We start from the raw sequence: 18183 nt of genomic DNA, 5'->3' as shown, positions 1-18183 counted from the left end.
GGGCATCGTCATGGCCAAACCTGGATTTCGCCTCGCGCTGTTTGCCACCTTGCTGGCACTGATTGTGGTGCTGCTCGGCGCCTACACCCGCCTGACCCACGCCGGCCTAGGTTGCCCGGACTGGCCGGGCTGCTACGGGTTTATCAGCGTGCCGAAAAGCGAAGCCCAACTGGCCCATGCCGAGCTGCATTTCCCCGACGCGCCGGTGGAGACGCACAAGGGCTGGAACGAGATGATCCACCGCTACTTCGCCGGCGCCCTCGGCCTGCTCATTTCGGTGTTGGCCGGGCGCGCGTGGGTCAATCGTCGCCATCCCGGGCAGCCATTGAAGCTGCCGCTGTTTCTGCTGGCGGTGGTGTTCGCCCAAGCGGCGTTCGGCATGTGGACGGTGACGCTCAAGCTCTGGCCGCAAGTGGTCACCGGGCATTTGCTTGGCGGCTTTGCGACGTTAAGCCTGTTGTTTCTGCTGACATTGAGATTGTCCGGCGTGCTGCCGGCGCTGACCGTGCCCAAACGCTTGCAGTACTGGGCGACGGCAGGACTGCTGCTGGTGATCGGCCAGATCGCTCTAGGTGGCTGGGTCAGTTCCAACTACGCCGCAGTGGCCTGCATCGATTTCCCCACCTGCCACGGCCAATGGCTGCCGCCCGCCGACTTTGCCAACGGCTTTCACCTGACCCAACACATCGGCCCCAATTACCTCGGCGGACAACTCGACAGCGATGCCCGCACAGCGATTCACCTGACCCACCGCATCGGCGCATTGCTGGTGACGCTGGTGCTGCTCGGTCTGGCCTGGCAACTGAAAGTGGTCGGCATGACCCGGCTGGCCGGTTTGGTGCTGATTGCCCTCGGCGCACAAATCACTCTCGGCATCAGCAACGTGATTTTCCATCTGCCGCTGCCGGTTGCCGTGGCGCACAACGCTGGCGGCGCGGCGCTGCTGCTGACCCTGGTGCTGGTCAATTATCACGCGCGCACCAGCCTGGTCCGGGTCAGACAACCAGTACTCGCGCGCTGGCGCTTCAGCCCGCGTAAACACTCCGCCGCGCCCATAACAATAAAAGGAGAAACGCCATGGCGATTCTGATCGGCGAACGCCCCACTCAGGCGATCTGGCGTGACTATCTGGAGCTGACCAAACCGAAAGTCGTGGTGCTGATGCTCATCACCTCGCTGGGCGGCATGTTCCTCGCGACCCGCGCCGGGGTGCCGTGGACGGTGCTGGTGTTCGGCAATCTGGGCATCGCGCTGTGTGCCGGTGGCGCGGCGGCGGTCAACCATGTGGTGGATCGGCGCATCGATGCAGTCATGGCGCGCACCCATAAGCGGCCGCTGGCAGAGGGCCGGGTTTCGCCTGCTGCGGCGTTGACCTTTGCGCTCGCGCTGGCGTTGCTCGGTCAGGCCTTGCTGCTGACCTTCACCAATCCGCTGACCGCGTGGCTGACCCTAGCCTCCCTGCTCGGCTACGCAGTGATCTACACCGGCTTCCTCAAACGCGCGACGCCGCAGAACATCGTCATCGGCGGTCTTGCCGGCGCCGCGCCGCCGCTGCTCGGCTGGACCGCCGCCACCGGCCATGTCAGCGCCGAACCGTTGCTGCTGGTGCTGATCATCTTCGCCTGGACCCCGCCGCACTTCTGGGCGCTGGCGATCCATCGCAAGGAGGAATATGCCAAGGCCGACATCCCGATGTTGCCGGTCACCCACGGCGAGCACTACACCAAAGTGCACATTCTGCTGTACACCTTCGCGCTGCTGGCGGTGAGCCTGCTGCCGTACGTGATCCACATGAGCGGCGTGCTGTATCTGGTTTGCGCGCTGGCTCTGGGCGCAAGGTTTCTGCAATGGGCCGTGGTGCTGTACCGTGGCACTCGGCCGCACGCGGCGATCAACACCTTCAAGTACTCTATTTGGTACTTGTTCCTGTTGTTCATCGCCCTGCTCGTAGACCACTACTTACTGTTGAACCTATGACTCGAACCCAGAAAACCGTCTTCATCCTCGTCGCCGTGATCGCGCTGATCCTCGGCCTGACCGTCAACAAAGTGCTGAGCGGCAAGGGCCAGGGCGACCCCACCGCGCTGATCGACGCCGGCATCATCCTGCTGCCGCAGAGCCGCACGCTGCCAAGCGTGAAGATGACTGATCAGGATGGCAAACCGGTCGCCATCGACGAGTTGAAAGGCAAGTGGAGCCTGCTGTTCTTCGGCTACACGTTCTGCCCGGACATCTGCCCGACCACACTCGCGCAACTGCGCCAGATCAAGAGCGAGTTGCCGAAGGATGCTGCGGATAAGTTGCAGATCGTGCTGGTCAGCGTCGACCCGAACCGGGACAACCCGAAACAGTTGAAGCAGTATCTGGGTTACTTCGATCCGCAGTTCATCGGCCTGACGCCGACCTCGATTGAAGAGCTGCAGAAGGTGGCCAATGCAGTGAGTATTCCGTTTATTCCGGCGGATACCAGCAAGCCGAATTACACGGTTGATCACAGTGGGAATCTTGCGGTGATCGGGCCGGACGGGACGCAGCGTGGGTTTATCCGGGCGCCGTTGAATAACGCCAAACTGGTGGCGCAACTCCCGGTAATGCTTAACCGCAAGTAAGTCACCACAGCAAGCACCGGGAAACCTTTGTGGCGAGGGGATTTATCCCCGATGGGCTGCGCAGCGGCCCCAAACACGGCATTCGCGCACTAACTGATGCACTGTATTCAGGGGTACTGGGACGGCTGCGCCGTCCATCGGGGATAAATCCCCTCGCCACAAATGCGGTGCTACGAGAGCGGTATTTCAGGCAAAAAAAGGGGACGCACATGGCGTCCCCTTCTTCGTTAAAGCAACCAGAATCAGAACGCCGGCAATACCGCACCTTTGTACTTCTCGGTGATGAATTGCTTCACTTCCGGGCTGTGCAGGGCAGCGGCCAGTTTCTTCATCGCGTCGCTGTCCTTGTTGTCCGCACGGGACACCAGGATGTTCACGTATGGCGAGTCGTTACCTTCAATCACCAGCGCATCCTTGGACGGATCGAGCTTGGCTTCCAGCGCGTAGTTGGTGTTGATCAGCGCCAGATCGACCTGGGTCAGCACGCGCGGGATGGTCGCGGCTTCCAGTTCACGGATTTTCAGGTCTTTCGGGTTCTGCGCGATGTCTTTGACGGTCGACAGAATGTTGTTCGGCTCCTTCAGGGTGATCACGCCAGCCTTGGCCAGCAGCAACAGCGCACGGCCGCCGTTGGTGGCGTCGTTCGGGATCACCACGTTGGCACCGCTTGGCAGGTCTTTCAGATCCTTGATCTTGCTGGAATAGGCGCCCAGTGGCTCCAGGTGCACGCCGGTCACGGCCACCAGGCTGGTGCCCTTGGCCTTGTTGAACTCATCGAGGTACGGCTGATGCTGGAAGAAGTTGGCATCCAGACGCTTTTCGGCAACCTGTACGTTCGGCTGAATGTAGTCGGTGAAGACCTTGACCTTCAGATCCACGCCTTCTTTGGCCAGTGCCGGCTTCACGAACTCGAGGATTTCCGCGTGCGGCACCGGGGTGGCGGCAACGGTCAGGGTTTCGGCGTGGGCCGAAAACGCAGCAACAGCAGCGAAAGCAGCGATCAGTTTTTTCATTCAGCTAACTCCTTTTTGGGCGCCCGTCAGGCGCCTGCCAGCGAATGGCCGGCTCATTCTTGAATATCAAACCGGTTTATTTACGCGAGAAATGCACGACCAGTCTGTCACCTACCATTTGCAGCACTTGCACCAGAATCAACAGCAGCACCACGGTGACGATCATCACGTCAGTCTGGAAACGCTGGTAGCCGAAGCGGATCGCCAGGTCACCCAGACCACCGGCGCCGACCACTCCGGCCATCGCCGTGTAGGACACCAGTGTAATCGCCGTCACCGTAATCGCCGCGAAGATGCCCGGACGGGCTTCCGGCAGCAACCCCTTCATGATGATTTGCCGGGTGGTCGCGCCCATCGACTGGGTCGCTTCGATGATGCCGCGATCGACTTCACGCAGCGCAGTCTCGACCAGACGCGCGAAGAACGGCGTGGCACCCACCACCAGCGGCGGAATCGCACCGGCCACGCCCAGCGATGTGCCGGTGATCAGCACGGTGAACGGGATCATCACGATCAACAGAATAATGAACGGCAGCGACCGCAGGATGTTCACCGCCAGCGACATGAACGCGTAGAGGGCACGGTTTTCCAGCAACTGGCGCGGACTGCAGAGAAACAGCAGCACGCCCAGCGGCAGGCCGAGCAAAACGGTGAACAACAGCGAGCCACCGAGCATCAGCATGGTGTCGCCAGTCGCCAGCCAGATTTCAAACCAGTCGATGTTTTCGAAGAACGTCTTGAGCAGTTCCATTAACGGAGCACCTCCATGTGAACGTCAGCGGCGGTGAAGCGGGCGAACGCCGCTTCCATGTCGCCACCGGTGACGGCGAGGGTCAATTGCCCGTACGGAATGTCTTTGATGCGGTCGATGCGACCAGCAAGGATGCTGTAGTCGACACCGGTTTCCCGGGCGACGGTACCGAGCAACGGCGCGTAGGTCGCTTCGCCCTGAAAGGTCAGACGCACGATACGCCCCGGCACATGAGCAAAGTCATCACGCTGCTCACTGTCGTCGATCTGCTCGCTTTCCTGGACGAAACGCTTGGTGGTCGGGTGCTTCGGATGCAGGAACACATCGGCCACCGAACCTTGCTCGACGATCACGCCGGCATCCATCACGCCCACCTGATCGCACACACGGCGGATCACATCCATCTCGTGGGTGATCAGGACGATGGTCAGTTTCAGCTCGCGGTTGATCTCGGCCAGCAGTTGCAGGACCGAAGCGGTGGTCTGCGGGTCGAGGGCGCTGGTGGCTTCGTCACACAGCAGAATCTTTGGCTTGGTCGCCAGGGCGCGGGCGATGCCGACGCGCTGTTTCTGGCCGCCGGACAGTTGCGCCGGGTATTTCTTGGCGTGGTCGGACAGACCGACGCGCGCCAGCAACTCGGCGACGCGCTTGTCGATTTCGCTGCTCGACAGCTCGCCGGCCAGGGTCAGCGGCAACGCAACGTTGTCAGCCACAGTCTTGGACGCGAGCAGGTTGAAGTGCTGGAAGATCATCCCGACTTGCTGGCGGAAACGGCGCAGGCCGTTGGCATCCAGCGCGGTGACTTCTTCGCCGTCGACGATGATTTTGCCGCCACTGGATTCTTCCAGGCGATTGATCAGACGCAGCAGGGTACTTTTTCCCGCACCGGAATGGCCGATCAGGCCGAAAACCTGACCGTTCTCGATCGAGAGGTTGGTCGGGTGCAGGGCGGGGATGTCCTTACCGGCGACGCGGTAAGTCTTGTGGACGTTTTGAAACTCGATCACGTAGCGAACCTTGTGGGGCGCGTTAGAAAAGGATCAGCGGTTAGCCGGGCGCGCATTTTAGCCTGTCCGTATAGAGGTTCTTAGCATTTATTTCTCAATTAACCTTCGATTTGGCAATAACAAGATCAAAGGTCATAAAAAAGGAACGCCGGTTCCTTCTCGTCAGTCACTAGTTAAGCGACTTGAAACCCTGGGTAACCGTGCCCGGAAACGCTCAAGAGTCCCCGTTGAAAGGGGTCAAACGAGGAGTTTACGTCTGATGAGTACCAAGAAACCTGCCTCCGGCAAAAGTGAACTGGCTGGAACCGACACCCCGGATCGCGCCAACACCAATAGCAAACTCGACAGTCTGGAGAAATTTCGCTCCGACGCCACCGGCCAGGCCCTGCGCACCAACCAGGGCGTGAAAATCGCCGACAACCAGAACACCCTCAAGGCCGGCCCCCGCGGGCCTTCGCTGCTGGAAGACTTCATCATGCGTGAAAAGATCACGCACTTTGACCATGAGCGAATCCCGGAGCGCATCGTCCACGCCCGTGGCACCGGCGCCCATGGTTTCTTCCAGGCTTACGAGAATCATGCGGCGCTGACCAAGGCCGGATTCCTTCAGGATCCGGGGAAAAAGACCCCGGTGTTCGTGCGTTTTTCCACCGTGCAGGGGCCACGCGGCTCCGGCGACACGGTGCGTGACGTGCGCGGCTTCGCCGTAAAGTTCTTCACCGACGAAGGCAACTTCGATCTGGTCGGCAACAACATGCCAGTGTTCTTCATTCAGGACGCGATCAAGTTTCCCGATTTCGTCCATGCGGTAAAACCCGAGCCGCACAATGAAATCCCTACCGGCGGATCGGCCCACGACACGTTCTGGGACTTCGTTTCGCTGGTGCCGGAATCGGCGCATATGGTCATCTGGGCGATGTCCGACCGGGCGATCCCGAAAAGCCTGCGCAGCATGCAAGGCTTCGGTGTGCACACCTTCCGCCTGGTCAACGCCGAGGGTAAATCGCGCTTCGTCAAATTCCACTGGCGCCCTACCGCCGGCACTTGCTCGCTGGTGTGGGACGAGGCACAGAAACTCGCTGGTAAAGACACGGATTACCACCGTCGCGATCTCTGGGAAGCCATCGAGATGGGCGACTACCCGGAATGGGAGTTGGGTGTGCAAATCATCGAAGAAGAAAACGAGCACGACTTCGATTTCGATATCCTCGACCCGACCAAGCTGATCCCCGAAGAAATCGTGCCGATCACGCCGCTGGGCAAAATGACCCTGAACCGCAATCCCGACAATTACTTTGCCGAGACTGAACAGGTTGCGTTCTGCCCGGGCCATATCGTCCCGGGGATCGACTTCTCCAATGACCCATTGCTGCAAGGTCGACTGTTTTCCTACACCGATACGCAAATCAGCCGACTCGGCGGGCCGAACTTCCATGAGTTGCCAATCAACCGCCCGGTCGCGCCGTTCCATAACGGCCAGCGCGATGCTCAGCACCGTACGGTGATCAACAAGGGCCGTGCGTCCTACGAGCCGAACTCGATTGATGGCGGCTGGCCGAAAGAAACCCCGCCGGCCGCGCAGGACGGCGGTTTCGAGACGTACCCGGAACGCATCGACGCCGCCAAGATTCGCCAGCGCAGCGAGTCGTTCAGTGACCACTTCTCCCAGGCACGGCTGTTCTTCAACAGCATGAGCGCGCACGAGAAAGAACACATCATCGCCGCCTACAGCTTTGAGCTGGGCAAGGTAGAACGAGAGTTCATCCGCGCGCGGGAAGTGAACGAGATTCTGGCCAATATCGATCTGGAACTGGCCAAACGCGTGGCGGACAACCTGGGCCTGCCGGCGCCCACCAAAGGCACGGTCGAGGTACGCAAAACGTCCTTTGATCATTCGCCGTCGCTGAGTCAGGCCAATCTGTTGCCGGAAAACATCAAGACGCGAAAAGTCGCGATTCTTGCTGCCAACGGCGTCGATGGTGCGGCGATTGACGCGATGAAGAAAGCTTTGGCCGCTGAAGGGGCGCACGCCAAATTGCTCGGCCCGACGTCGGCACCAGTGAAGACCGCCGATGGCAAAAGTCTGCCGGTAGATGCGTCGATGGAAGGCATGCCTTCGGTGATCTTCGATGCGGTGTTCGTGCCGGGTGGCACGGCGTCGATCAAGGCGTTGAGCGGTGACGGCGTGGCGTTGCATTACCTGCTGGAGGCGTACAAGCATCTGAAGGCGATTGCCTTGCAGGGTGAAGCGAAGCAAATGCTGGATGTGTTGAAGCTGGAGGCGGATGCCGGGTTGCTGGAGGGCAAGGATGTCACGGCGCTGACCAAGCCGTTCTTTGCCGCGATCGGGCAGCATCGGGTTTGGGCGCGAGAGCCTAAGGCGAAAGCCGTTCCGGCCTAAAGGACGCTTTCGCGAGCAGGCTGACTCCCACAAGTTCACGCTGTACCTGTGGGAGTGAGCCTGCTCGCGAATATTTTAGGGTTTACGCGGACTCAAAACCATCTGCGCCGGCACAGTGCGCAAAATCTGCTTCTCGATCTTCAGATCAAAATCCGGATTCAATTTCTTCACCCGCTTGGTCAGCAAATTGGCCAGCCATGGGTAATCATCGGTGCGGGGTGCCTGGATGCTCACCGCACACTCGTAATTCACTACATCAGCGGCGATCGCATCCAGTTGCCGACGAAGTTTATGGCTATCGGTGATGTTCAACGCAACGGTGGTGCTTTCGGCGGTCGGATCGATCACCTTGGCTTTTGGCTTGGCTTCTGCCGCCAGCAGTGCGGCTTCGGCCTTCTCAAGCTCAGCCTTGCGCGCTTCGGTAATGGCACCATTCACACCACCGGTCAGCGCCGGGGCCTTTGGCATCAACACGCGCGCACGGCTCAACGCGGTGGCAGCAGCGTTTACATCACCCTTCTGCAGGACGATCTGGCTGCGGCGCAAATACGCCTCAGCCAATTGCCGCTGATATTGCTCAAGGGATTGATCGTTGGGGGTTTCGGCCTGCAAGGCGGCCAATTGATCTTCGGCCGTGGCCAGTTCGCTGCTGGCCAGGCTTTGCTCCAGCTGTGCGATGGCCGTAGCCCGCGCATCGGGGACTTCGGCCACCGGCGGCGTGCTTTGGCAGGCGCCCAGCAGCACTGAAAATGCGACAAGGAGCAGATAACGGGAGGCGAACGGCTTCATTCCTGCGACTCTCTAATTGCGCAAAAAGCGAGCAAGTCTACACCCCTCGACGGGGCAGAACAAAACTCAGCAGAAACAGTGCGGCCGCCGTCACAACGATTGACGGCCCGGCCGGGGTGTCCTTGAACCACGACAACGCCAGTCCGCCACACACGGCGAGCATGCCCAGCAGGCTCGCGCCCAGTGCCATCTGCTCCGGCGACCGGGCGTGACGCTGTGCCGCAGCCGCCGGGATGATCAACAGCGACGTAATCAGCAACACACCGACGATTTTCATCGCCACGGCGATCACCACTGCAATCAACAGCATCAGCGCCATGCGCAGACCGGCGACCGGCAGGCCTTCGACCTTGGCCAGCTCTTCATGCACGGTGATCGCCAGCAATGGCCGCCACAGCGTCACCAGCAACACCAGCACCGCCGAGCTGCCGCCGAGGATCCACGCCAGATCAGTCGGGCTGATCGCCAGCAGGTCGCCGAACAGATAGGCCATCAGGTCTATCCGCACTTCATGCATGAAGCTTAGTACTACAAGTCCGAGAGAGAGGGTGCTCGGTGCGAGAATTCCCAAAAGCGTGTCAGACGCTAGCGGCTGACGCTGTTGCAAGGTCACCAGCAGCACCGCCAGCAGCAGACAGCCGACCGTGACCGCGACCGTAGGACTGACATCCAGCAGAAAACCCAGCGCCACACCGAGCAATGCGGCGTGAGACAAGGTATCGCCGAAATAGGCCATGCGCCGCCAGACCACAAACGAGCCGAGCGGCCCTGCAACCACCGCCAGCGCCAAACCTGCAAGCAGGGCATACAACAGAAAATCAGCCATGCTTGCAGTTGTCTCCATGAACATGGTGTTGGCCCGCAACAGGGCCTTTGACCACCGAACCGTGCAGGTCGTGGGCGTGGTCATGATGGTGGTGATAAATCGCCAGACTCTGGGCGTTCTTGCCGAACAGTTCGACGAACGCCGGGTCTCCGCTGACTTGCTCGGGATGCCCGGAGCAGCAAACGTGGCGATTGAGACAGACCACCTGATCGGTAGTGCTCATCACCAGATGCAGATCGTGAGAGACCATCAACACGCCGCAACCGTGGCGGTCGCGCAGACGGGTGATCAGGCTGTACAACTCGGCTTGGCCGGCCACGTCGACACCCTGTACCGGCTCATCGAGCACCAGCAATTCCGGTTCGCGCAGCAGCGCCCGGGCCAGCAGCACGCGCTGCATTTCCCCACCGGAAACGCTCTGCACCGGGCTGTCGATGACGTGCTCGGCACCGACTTCCCTTAGCGCAGCCAAGGCACGCGGACGATCAACGCCCGGCACCAGCCGCAGAAAGCGCAGCACCGAGAGCGGCAAGGTCGGATCAACATGAAGTTTTTGCGGCATGTAGCCGACGCGCAGTTTCGGTTTGCGCCAGACGCTGCCGCTGTCCGGTTTCAACAGCCCAAGTACGGCGCGCACCAGCGTGGTCTTGCCCGCGCCGTTGGGGCCGATCAGGGTGACGATCTGCCCCGGCTCGACGCTCAGCTCGATGTTGTCCAGCACGGTCTGTCCGGCAAACGTGACGGCGACCTGCTCCAGACGGATCAGCGCGTTGCTCATCAAGCCCCCTGGCAACCAGAGCAGAGGCCGACCACTTCGACGGTCTGCGCCTCAACGATGAAACCCACGTCTTTGGCGCTGTTGATGATCGCGTCACTGATCACTTTTTGTTCAAGCTCAATGGCAGCATGGCAATCGCGGCAGATCAGGAACTGGCCTTGATGTGCGTGTTCCGGATGAACACAGCCGACGAAGGCGTTGAGCGAGGAGATGCGATGCACCAGGCCGTTTTCCAGGAGGAAATCCAGCGCGCGGTACACGGTAGGCGGCGCGGCGCGGCGACCGTCCTGCTCGCTGAGTACGGCGAGGATGTCGTAGGCACCCAGCGGCTTGTGGCTCTGCCACACCAGTTCCAGCACCCGGCGGCGCAACGCGGTCAGGCGCAAACCTTTCTGGGCGCACAAGGTATCGGCCTCGGACAAAGCGCTGTGTACGCAATGAGAGTGGTCGTGGGGACGGCTGGCAATCGGTGTAATAGGCATGGGCGGCGACGAGTTTTGATAGAGACGTTATTATGTTACCCGTTCTCGCCTCCTTGAGTGGTCATCGTGTCCCGACTTTTTTCTGTTTTTGTGGCTTTTGTCGCCAGTTTTCTGCTGATCGGTTCAGTCCAGGCCGAGGTCAAAGTCCTCACCAGCATCAAACCGCTACAGCTTATTGCTGCTGCCGTGCAGGACGGCGTAGCGATTCCCGAAGTGCTGCTGCCGCCGGGTGCCTCACCGCATAACTACGCGCTGCGCCCATCCGACGTACGGAAGGTGCAATCGGTTGATCTGCTCTACTGGATCGGTCCGGACATGGAAGGTTTCCTGCCGCGCGTGCTGAAGGGTCGTACGCTGCCGAGCGTCGCCGTGCAGGATCTGCCGGGCCTGAAGTTGCGCCACTTCGCAGAAGACAGCCATTCCCATGCGGAAGAGACCGACGATCATGACCACGATCACCGTCCGGGCACGCTGGACGCACATCTGTGGCTATCGCCGGTCAACGCGCGGGTAATTGCCGACAAAATGGCCGCTGACCTGAGCGCCGCCGACCCAGCGAATGCCGAGCGCTACCAGAGCAACGCCAAGGCTTTCGACGAACGCCTGGATGCGTTGGATCTGCGCCTGAAGAAACGACTGACCAGTGTCGAAGGCAAACCGTACTTCGTGTTTCACGAGGCTTTCGATTACTTCGAAGAGGCTTACGGCCTGAACCACACCGGAGTGTTCAGCGTGGCCGCAGAAGTGCAACCGGGCGCGCAGCATGTGGCGGCGATGCGTAAGCGTTTGCAGGAAGTGGGCAAGACCTGCGTGTTCAGCGAACCGCCGCTGCGCCCGCGTCTGGCGGAAACCCTGGTGGCCGGGTTGCCAGTGAAATTGGCAGAGCTGGATGCGCTGGGCGGCTACACCCCGGCGACCGCTCAGGGTTATGAACAAGTGCTGGAAAAGCTGGGTAACGATCTGGCGGGGTGCCTGGAGTCGTTGTAGCCCCCAAAAAAAGATCGCAGCCTTCGGCAGCTCCTACGGGGGATCACTGTGTAGGAGCTGCCGAAGGCTGCGATCTTTTGCTCTTAAAGGGCGAACGGTAGATGGATGCTAACGCTCTGCCGCTGCGCCAACCGCTGCTCAAACTCCTTCGGTTCGTGAATCAGCACGTCCTGCCCGGCAAACTGCTCAGCCGCGATCAACCGCGACAGCCAGAACCGCACACAAGCCACGCGCAGCATGGTCGGCCACAACTCTGCTTCTACCGCCGTGAACGGACGCAGCGCCGCATAGGCACCGAGGAATGCCCGGGCACGCGGGCCGTCGATCAAGCCGTCATCGTCCGAGCACCAGTCGTTCAAGGCAATCGCCACGTCATACAGCATCGGCCCCGAGCAGGCGTTGTAGAAGTCGATCAGCCCGGTCAGGTGCGTACCTTCGAACATCGCGTTGTCGCGGAACAGGTCGGCGTGGATGTTGGCCCGTGGCAGCGCGAGAATTTTCTCTTTCTGCCGGGTGATTTCATCCAGCGCTTTTTGCAGCAACCCGCGCGGCTCATCGCTCAGGTGCGAGAGAAACTCCGTGCCCTCCTCCAGCATCCAGTCCAGGCCACGATCGGTCTTGCGCTTGATCATGTGCTCGCCCTGGGTCGCCAGATGCAAATGCGCCTGCAACTCGCCAACCTGCGCGCAATGCTGGGCGTTAGCGACCTTGATGTGCTTGCCGGCCAGACGCGGCTGCAGCAGCGCCGGTTTGCCTTTCAGTTCACGCAACGCCACGCCGTCGGTGGTGCGAAGCGCGTAGGGCACCGGCAGATCAGCCTCGTGCAAGACGTCGAGCAGATCGATGAAGAACGGCATTTCCTGCACCGGGCCGCGTTCGACCAGGGTCAGGACAAACTCGCCCTGCTCCAGACTGATAAAGAAATTGGTGTTTTCGCTGCCGGCGGCGATCCCCTGGAAATCAAGCAGACGGCCAAGCCCATAAGGGGCGAGAAAGGTTTCCAGCTCGGGCCGAGCCAGGGGAGTGAACACAGACATGGTTAAAAACTGCTCAGTTCGGGCGCCGCTATAAAAGCGGCGCCGATTAAAATTAAGAGACTACTTCCATTCGAAAATCTTCCACGACGGAATCAGCATATCTGGCTGATCCGAACGGATGAAATTGGCATCCGTCCCGTCGGCACGCACCAGAAAATAAGGCGGCGCGCCCTTTACCGTGACCTTGATCGCATACAGGAAACCGTTTTGCCGGTACTCCTGAATCGTCTTGTCGCCTTCCGTGCGAATGGTGACTTCCGGATCCCCCGTTGGCGCATCATCCGCCGCCATCGCGGCCAATGGTGAGGCAGCAATCAAACTGACCAGCAGCAAGCGATTTAACGTACGCATGATAACCTTGTCCCTTTGTCGTCAACGGTCCCGCTATTCTAGCGCCGGGCCCGCCGAAAAGGTTGATTCTGCTCATGAGCCAAGCCCCCCTCGTCCTGGTGGACGGTTCGTCTTACCTGTACCGCGCTTTCCACGCCCTGCCTCCTTTGACCACCTCCAAAGGCCTGCCGACCGGCGCGGTCAAGGGCGTGCTGAACATGCTCAAGAGTCTGCGCAAGCAGTACCCGGACAGCCCGTTCGCCGTGGTTTTCGACGCCAAGGGCGGGACATTTCGCGATGAGATGTACGCCGAATACAAGGCCAACCGCCCCAGCATGCCCGACGACATGCGCGTGCAGATCGAGCCGCTGCACCAGAGCGTGATCGCCCTCGGCTTCCCGCTGCTGTGCGTGGAAGGCGTCGAGGCCGACGATGTGATCGGCACACTGGCGCGCAGCAGCGCGGCGGCTGATCGCCCGGTGATCATCTCCACCGGCGACAAGGACATGGCGCAACTGGTCGACGGCCACATTACCTTGGTCAACACCATGTCCGGTAGCTCGATGGACGTGGAGGGCGTGAAGGAGAAATTCGGCGTCGCACCCGAGCAGATCATCGATTATCTGGCCCTGATGGGCGACTCTTCCGACAACATCCCGGGCGTTCCCGGCATCGGCCCGAAGACCGCGTCCGGCCTGTTGGTCGGCGTCAACGGCGGCCTGACCGAGCTGTACGCGAATCTCGACATCGTCCCGACCCTGCCGATTCGCGGCGCCAAGACCCTGCCGGCCAAGCTCGAAGAGCACAAGGAGATGGCGTTCCTCTCCTACCAATTGGCGACCATCAAGGTCGACGTGCCGCTCGACGTAGAACTCGACGATCTGCAAATGGGCGCGGAAGACCCGGCCAAGCTCTACGAGTTGTACACCCTGCTGGAATTCAAAAGCTGGATCAATGATCTGGATCGCGATGCCAAGCGCCTGGAACTGAGCGCTGCCGCCGCGCCTGCACCAGCAGGCGACCTGTTCAGCGCGCCAGAAGCCGAAGCGCCAGCCGCCCCCGCTGAAGCCGCCTATGAAACCATCCTCGATCAGGCCCGCTTCGACGTCTGGCTGGAAAAGCTCAAGAACGCCAAGTTGTTCGCCTTCGACACCGAAACCACCGGCATCGACGCGCAGCAGGCGCAACTGGTCGGTCTGTCGTTCGCCGTGCAGGCCAACGAAGCAGCCTACATTCCGCTGACTCACTCCTACATCGGCGTGCCGGAGCAACTGGATCGCGACACCGTGCTGCGCGCGCTCAAGCCGATTCTGGAAGACCCGACCAAGCTCAAGGTCGGCCAGCACGCCAAGTTCGACATGAACATTCTGGCCAACTGCGCCATCGGCGGCGATCAGAACGAAGGCATCACCGTGCGCGGCATCGCTTTCGACACCATGCTTGAGTCCTACGTGCTCAACTCCACCGCCACCCGCCACGACATGGACAGCCTCGCGCAGAAGTACCTGGATCACACCACCGTGAGTTTCCAGGACATTGCCGGCAAAGGCGCCAAGCAGCTGACTTTCGACCAGATCGCTCTGGAACAGGCCGGGCCATATGCCGCTGAAGATGCCGACATCACTTTGCGTCTGCATCAAACCCTGTTCGAAAAACTCAGCGCGATCCCGAGCCTGGCCAGCGTGCTCACCGACATCGAAATCCCGCTGGTGCCAGTGCTGGCGCGGATAGAGCGTCAGGGCGCGTTCGTCGACGCCGAGCTGCTGGGCATCCAGAGCATCGAACTGGGCAACAAGATGGTGGCACTGGAGCGCGAAGCGTTCGAGATCGCCGGCGAAGAATTCAACCTTGGCTCGCCCAAGCAACTGGGCGTGATTCTCTACGAGAAACTCGGCCTGCCGGTTTTGAAAAAAACTGCCAAGGGCCAGCCGTCCACCGCCGAAGAAGTGCTGGCGAAACTGGCCGAAGACGATCATCGCTTGCCGAAAGTGCTGATGGAGCACCGGTCGATGAGCAAGCTGAAAAGCACTTACACCGATCGCCTGCCGGAGCAGATCAACCCGCGTACCGGGCGCATTCACACCTCGTACCATCAGGCCGTGGCATCGACTGGTCGCTTGTCCTCCAGCGATCCAAACCTGCAGAACATTCCGGTGCGTACCGCTGAAGGTCGGCGCATCCGTCAGGCCTTCGTCGCGCCAAAGGGTTACAAACTGCTGGCGGCGGACTATTCGCAGATCGAACTGCGGATCATGGCGCACCTGTCCAAGGACGAAGGCCTGATGAATGCCTTCCGCAACAATCTGGATGTACACACCGCGACCGCCGCTGAAGTGTTCAAGGTCGAACTCAACGAGGTGACCTCCGACCAGCGCCGTGGCGCCAAGGCGATCAACTTCGGCCTGATCTATGGCATGGGCGCGCAGAAGCTCGGCAAGGACATCGGCGTCGACACCAAAACGGCCAAGGCCTACATCGATACCTACTTCGCTCGTTACCCGGGCGTGCGCGAGTACATGGATCGCACCCGCGCCCAGGCGGCGGATCAGGGCTACGTAGAAACGTTCTTCGGTCGTCGCCTGTACCTGCCGGAGATCAACTCCAACAAGCCGCAGGAACGCGCCGCCGCCGAACGCACGGCGATCAACGCGCCGATGCAGGGCACCGCAGCAGACATCATCAAGAAAGCCATGGTGGCGGTGGATAACTGGCTGGCGACGTCCGGGCTGGACGCCAAAGTCATCCTGCAGGTGCACGATGAACTGGTGCTGGAGGTTCGCGAGGATCTGGTCGAGCAGGTCAGCGTCGAGATTCGTCAGCACATGAGCGAAGCAGCCAAGCTGGATGTGCCGCTGCTGGTGGAAGTCGGCGTGGGCAACAACTGGGATGAGGCTCACTGAGCCATTTGAAGGCGGTTTTGCCGCGGCGTGGCGTCGCGGCAAAAACCTCGAAAAGCGCTTAGTCAGAAAAGCTCTTGGGGTTATTCCAAAGCTTTTTGAAAAAAATCTGAACTAATCTTGCAGACCACTACTCAGAGTTACTGAATGGCTGGTGAAGCCCTTCGATGCTCCTATGTTGTGTTAAGTGTTGGCAGATATCTGAACCCCGCCCTAGCGGTTCGGAACTTGAACCCCGGAACTTCTCCCTCCCCATATGAAGTCCGGGGCTTTTTTTGCCTGCGATTTACTCAGCAGGCAGCTCTCCAGGCAATTCTGAGCCCTTGTCAGCCAGTTCCATCCAGCCTGCCAATACAGTGTAGGCGTCTTCCAGCCCCATGCGTTTCGGCGCGGAGAACAGCTGGATCGTCACCAGATCACCCCACCCCTTGCGAATTTCCGACTGCACTTTGAGCAGCGTGTTCTTGGCTGCGCCATAAGTCAGCTTGTCCGCTTTGGTCAGCAGGATGTGCATCGGCATGCCGGCCGCAACGGCCCAGTCGAGCATCAGCAGGTCGAAGTCGGTCATTGGATGACGGATGTCCATCATCAGAATCAACCCCTTCAAACTCTCGCGGCCACCGAGGTAAGCCTCAAGGTGACGCTGCCAGTGCATCTTCAGCGGGATCGGTACTTTTGCATAACCGTAGCCCGGCAGGTCGACCAGACGACGATCATCGTCTAGCTTGAAGAAGTTCAACAGCTGTGTGCGACCCGGGGTTTTCGAGGTCCGCGCCAGGCTGGCGTGAGTCAGGGTGTTCAGGGCGCTGGATTTGCCGGCGTTGGAACGACCGGCGAAGGCCACTTCAAAGCCTTCGTCGTCGGGACACTGATCGACTTTGGCCGCACTGAGCATAAACGTGGACTGTTGGCACAGGCCGAGGATGGGATTTTTGAGCTGCATGGGATTTCCGATGTGGGCGGCGCCGGGAATGGGCGCGGAACGCGGTGTCGCTTCCGTTTCAGTGACGCCAGTATATAATGCCGCAGATTTTGTGTGTGCTTTGTCCCAGCGAAGGATGAAGTACACGAGAGCGACAGACCTTGATTGCGCATTAGAACGCAAAACGCTCTCAACCCTGAAAAGGTCGTTTCAATGGCTGCTGGCTACCGGAGTCTTGATGCCGCTTTACAGCGCACAGGCTACACAGGATCCGGAAGCCATGTACAACCGTGTTTGTAGTGCCTGTCATTCCGGCCAACTGCCCATGGCGCCCGAAAGAGGCGATGAGGCAGCCTGGACGCCGAGGTTGGCGAAGGGTATGGGGACGCTGGTACGACACGTGACCCAGGGTTTCAAGGCGATGCCGCCGCGTGGTTTGTGCATGGACTGCAGTGCCGAGGATTACCAGGCCATCATCCTTTGGATGAGCGCGAGTAAGCCCGGTCCATAACTCTTAACCCTTAGCCGTAGTTGGATTAGCTGATGAACAAATTGATCGTGAGTCTGCTGTTGACCGTGGGAATCTCAGGTTTCGCCCATGCTGCAGGTGATGCAGCAGCCGGCCAGGCAAAAGTTGCCGTATGCGGAGCCTGTCATGGCCCGGACGGGAACAGCATGGCGCCAAATTTTCCAAAACTGGCCGGCCAGGGTGAACGCTACCTGACCAAGCAACTGCACGATATCAAGTCGGGCAAACGCGTCGTTCTGGAAATGACCGGGTTGTTGACCAACCTGAGCGATCAGGATCTGGCCGACATGGCCGCGTACTTCGCCAGCCAGAAAGGCAGCGTCGGCGCCGCCGATCCGAAGCTGGTCGCGCGCGGTGAAGCGCTGTTCCGGGGCGGCAACCTGACCAAGGGCCTGCCAGCCTGTACCGGTTGCCATTCGCCGAACGGTACCGGCAACGCCGCCGCCGGTTTCCCGCATCTGGGTGGCCAACACGCTCAATACATCGCCAAACAGCTGACCGATTTCCGCAAGGAAGAAGGCGGCCGCACCAACGACGGCGACACCATGACCATGCAGACCATCGCCAAACGCCTGAGCGACGAAGACATTGCAGCGGTCTCCAGCTACATTCAAGGTCTGCACTAAGGGCCCCGGATCAAGCGTTTCAGGCGATGGACATCTCCTGCAACGTTAACGCTCGATTAATCCGTCGCAGCAAGTATAAAAAGGGTGGCTTTGGCTGCCCTTTTTTGTGGCCGCTGCCGTTACACTACAGAACTCATGCCCGCCAGGACCTGTCTGAAAACAGGTCGCGCGAGGCGACCAAAATTGTCCAGGAGTAAAG

At 60.2% G+C, this 18183-nt stretch carries 18 protein-coding genes; 8 read left to right on the top strand and 10 right to left on the bottom strand.

From position 1 onward, the window contains the following. Positions 1-10: 10 nt before the first annotated feature. Genes ACA074_RS00375 through ACA074_RS00365 form a run of 3 tightly spaced genes read left to right on the top strand, consistent with a single transcriptional unit; the run spans position 11 to position 2609 of the window. Complete coding sequence (locus tag ACA074_RS00375) at positions 11-1090, top strand: COX15/CtaA family protein (RefSeq protein ID WP_401268306.1); 1080 nt, start codon at positions 11-13, stop codon at positions 1088-1090. Further along, complete coding sequence (cyoE, locus tag ACA074_RS00370) at positions 1078-1977, top strand: heme o synthase (protein WP_497678229.1); 900 nt, start codon at positions 1078-1080, stop codon at positions 1975-1977. Before ACA074_RS00375 ends, cyoE begins: the two co-directional genes overlap by 13 nt. Next, complete coding sequence (locus ACA074_RS00365; RefSeq protein ID WP_497658409.1) at positions 1974-2609, top strand: SCO family protein; 636 nt, start codon at positions 1974-1976, stop codon at positions 2607-2609. The genes cyoE and ACA074_RS00365 overlap by 4 nt, the downstream gene beginning before the upstream one ends. 242 nt (positions 2610-2851) lie before the next feature. On the opposite strand, the gene ACA074_RS00360 is transcribed toward ACA074_RS00365, so the two are convergent. The 3 genes from ACA074_RS00360 to ACA074_RS00350 all read right to left on the bottom strand — a co-directional run bounded on the left by ACA074_RS00360 (position 2852) and on the right by ACA074_RS00350 (position 5380). Next, positions 2852-3622: a MetQ/NlpA family ABC transporter substrate-binding protein gene (locus ACA074_RS00360; RefSeq protein ID WP_489880131.1), complete on the bottom strand. Its 771-nt coding sequence runs from the start codon at positions 3620-3622 to the stop codon at positions 2852-2854. Positions 3623-3698: 76 nt separating this feature from the next. Then, positions 3699-4373, bottom strand: a complete 675-nt coding sequence (locus tag ACA074_RS00355) for a methionine ABC transporter permease (protein ID WP_497678228.1) — start codon at positions 4371-4373, stop codon at positions 3699-3701. After that, positions 4373-5380: a methionine ABC transporter ATP-binding protein gene (locus ACA074_RS00350; protein WP_497678227.1), complete on the bottom strand. Its 1008-nt coding sequence runs from the start codon at positions 5378-5380 to the stop codon at positions 4373-4375. Before ACA074_RS00350 ends, ACA074_RS00355 begins: the two co-directional genes overlap by 1 nt. A 259-nt stretch (positions 5381-5639) precedes the next feature. Between ACA074_RS00350 and katE the strand changes: the two genes are divergently transcribed. Then, a complete protein-coding gene (gene katE / locus ACA074_RS00345) occupies positions 5640-7781 on the top strand; it encodes a catalase HPII (protein WP_497678226.1) in 2142 nt (713 codons plus the stop codon). Positions 7782-7856: 75 nt separating this feature from the next. Here the strand turns inward: katE and ACA074_RS00340 are convergent, their stop codons facing one another. From ACA074_RS00340 to ACA074_RS00325, 4 genes are read right to left on the bottom strand one after another with little or no spacing between them, the layout of a single operon-like run. Then, positions 7857-8570 (bottom strand): PA5502 family lipoprotein, encoded by a 714-nt coding sequence (locus ACA074_RS00340; protein ID WP_187677297.1) that lies wholly within the window; start codon positions 8568-8570, stop codon positions 7857-7859. A 37-nt stretch (positions 8571-8607) separates the two neighbouring features. Further along, the gene (gene znuB / locus ACA074_RS00335; RefSeq protein WP_497678225.1) at positions 8608-9396 is read right to left on the bottom strand and encodes a zinc ABC transporter permease subunit ZnuB; all 789 of its coding nucleotides are present in this window, start codon (positions 9394-9396) and stop codon (positions 8608-8610) included. After that, positions 9389-10174 carry a zinc ABC transporter ATP-binding protein ZnuC gene (gene znuC, locus ACA074_RS00330; RefSeq protein WP_497678224.1) on the bottom strand — a complete coding sequence of 262 codons (786 nt, stop codon included), beginning with the start codon at positions 10172-10174 and terminating at the stop codon, positions 9389-9391. Before znuC ends, znuB begins: the two co-directional genes overlap by 8 nt. Beyond that, positions 10174-10656: a Fur family transcriptional regulator gene (locus tag ACA074_RS00325; protein WP_007911760.1), complete on the bottom strand. Its 483-nt coding sequence runs from the start codon at positions 10654-10656 to the stop codon at positions 10174-10176. The genes znuC and ACA074_RS00325 overlap by 1 nt, the downstream gene beginning before the upstream one ends. 66 nt (positions 10657-10722) lie before the next feature. Between ACA074_RS00325 and ACA074_RS00320 the strand changes: the two genes are divergently transcribed. Continuing rightward, positions 10723-11643, top strand: coding sequence for a zinc ABC transporter substrate-binding protein (locus ACA074_RS00320; protein WP_497678223.1), 921 nt, complete (start codon positions 10723-10725; stop codon positions 11641-11643). 83 nt (positions 11644-11726) lie between these two features. Here ACA074_RS00320 and ACA074_RS00315 read toward each other — a convergent pair whose 3' ends face one another. Beyond that, a complete protein-coding gene (locus tag ACA074_RS00315) occupies positions 11727-12680 on the bottom strand; it encodes a homoserine kinase (RefSeq protein ID WP_401268287.1) in 954 nt (317 codons plus the stop codon). A 60-nt stretch (positions 12681-12740) separates the two neighbouring features. Continuing rightward, complete coding sequence (locus ACA074_RS00310; RefSeq protein ID WP_187677293.1) at positions 12741-13031, bottom strand: DUF2782 domain-containing protein; 291 nt, start codon at positions 13029-13031, stop codon at positions 12741-12743. A 74-nt stretch (positions 13032-13105) separates the two neighbouring features. On the opposite strand from ACA074_RS00310, the gene polA reads away from it, so the two are divergent. Further along, a complete protein-coding gene (polA, locus tag ACA074_RS00305) occupies positions 13106-15910 on the top strand; it encodes a DNA polymerase I (RefSeq protein WP_497615801.1) in 2805 nt (934 codons plus the stop codon). A gap of 283 nt (positions 15911-16193) precedes the next feature. On the opposite strand, the gene yihA is transcribed toward polA, so the two are convergent. Beyond that, entirely contained in the window at positions 16194-16850 is a 657-nt protein-coding gene (gene yihA, locus ACA074_RS00300) for a ribosome biogenesis GTP-binding protein YihA/YsxC (RefSeq protein WP_401268283.1), read from the bottom strand. Positions 16851-17067: 217 nt separating this feature from the next. On the opposite strand from yihA, the gene ACA074_RS00295 reads away from it, so the two are divergent. Continuing rightward, positions 17068-17340 (top strand): c-type cytochrome, encoded by a 273-nt coding sequence (locus tag ACA074_RS00295; RefSeq protein WP_497678222.1) that lies wholly within the window; start codon positions 17068-17070, stop codon positions 17338-17340. A 32-nt stretch (positions 17341-17372) separates the two neighbouring features. Continuing rightward, positions 17373-17984 carry a c-type cytochrome gene (locus tag ACA074_RS00290; RefSeq protein WP_187677289.1) on the top strand — a complete coding sequence of 204 codons (612 nt, stop codon included), beginning with the start codon at positions 17373-17375 and terminating at the stop codon, positions 17982-17984. Positions 17985-18183 lie beyond the last annotated feature (199 nt).

Source organism: Pseudomonas sp. LBUM1655 (genome assembly GCF_059716085.1).
The sequence above is the reverse complement of the archived record's forward strand: the minus strand, read 5'-3'. Positions and strand labels throughout refer to the sequence as shown.

Excerpts from the sequence above, each read along its gene's own strand:
- ACA074_RS00375 (WP_401268306.1), top strand. The coding sequence starts at position 11 with ATGGCCAAACCTGGATTTCGCCTCGCGCTGTTTGCCACCTTGCTGGCA.
- cyoE (WP_497678229.1), top strand. The coding sequence starts at position 1,078 with ATGGCGATTCTGATCGGCGAACGCCCCACTCAGGCGATCTGGCGTGAC.
- ACA074_RS00365 (WP_497658409.1), top strand. The coding sequence starts at position 1,974 with ATGACTCGAACCCAGAAAACCGTCTTCATCCTCGTCGCCGTGATCGCG.
- ACA074_RS00360 (WP_489880131.1), bottom strand. The coding sequence starts at position 3,622 with ATGAAAAAACTGATCGCTGCTTTCGCTGCTGTTGCTGCGTTTTCGGCC.
- ACA074_RS00355 (WP_497678228.1), bottom strand. The coding sequence starts at position 4,373 with ATGGAACTGCTCAAGACGTTCTTCGAAAACATCGACTGGTTTGAAATC.
- katE (WP_497678226.1), top strand. The coding sequence starts at position 5,640 with ATGAGTACCAAGAAACCTGCCTCCGGCAAAAGTGAACTGGCTGGAACC.
- ACA074_RS00340 (WP_187677297.1), bottom strand. The coding sequence starts at position 8,570 with ATGAAGCCGTTCGCCTCCCGTTATCTGCTCCTTGTCGCATTTTCAGTG.
- znuB (WP_497678225.1), bottom strand. The coding sequence starts at position 9,396 with ATGGCTGATTTTCTGTTGTATGCCCTGCTTGCAGGTTTGGCGCTGGCG.
- znuC (WP_497678224.1), bottom strand. The coding sequence starts at position 10,174 with ATGAGCAACGCGCTGATCCGTCTGGAGCAGGTCGCCGTCACGTTTGCC.
- ACA074_RS00325 (WP_007911760.1), bottom strand. The coding sequence starts at position 10,656 with ATGCCTATTACACCGATTGCCAGCCGTCCCCACGACCACTCTCATTGC.
- ACA074_RS00315 (WP_401268287.1), bottom strand. The coding sequence starts at position 12,680 with ATGTCTGTGTTCACTCCCCTGGCTCGGCCCGAGCTGGAAACCTTTCTC.
- ACA074_RS00310 (WP_187677293.1), bottom strand. The coding sequence starts at position 13,031 with ATGCGTACGTTAAATCGCTTGCTGCTGGTCAGTTTGATTGCTGCCTCA.
- polA (WP_497615801.1), top strand. The coding sequence starts at position 13,106 with ATGAGCCAAGCCCCCCTCGTCCTGGTGGACGGTTCGTCTTACCTGTAC.
- yihA (WP_401268283.1), bottom strand. The coding sequence starts at position 16,850 with ATGCAGCTCAAAAATCCCATCCTCGGCCTGTGCCAACAGTCCACGTTT.
- ACA074_RS00295 (WP_497678222.1), top strand. The coding sequence starts at position 17,068 with ATGCCGCTTTACAGCGCACAGGCTACACAGGATCCGGAAGCCATGTAC.
- ACA074_RS00290 (WP_187677289.1), top strand. The coding sequence starts at position 17,373 with ATGAACAAATTGATCGTGAGTCTGCTGTTGACCGTGGGAATCTCAGGT.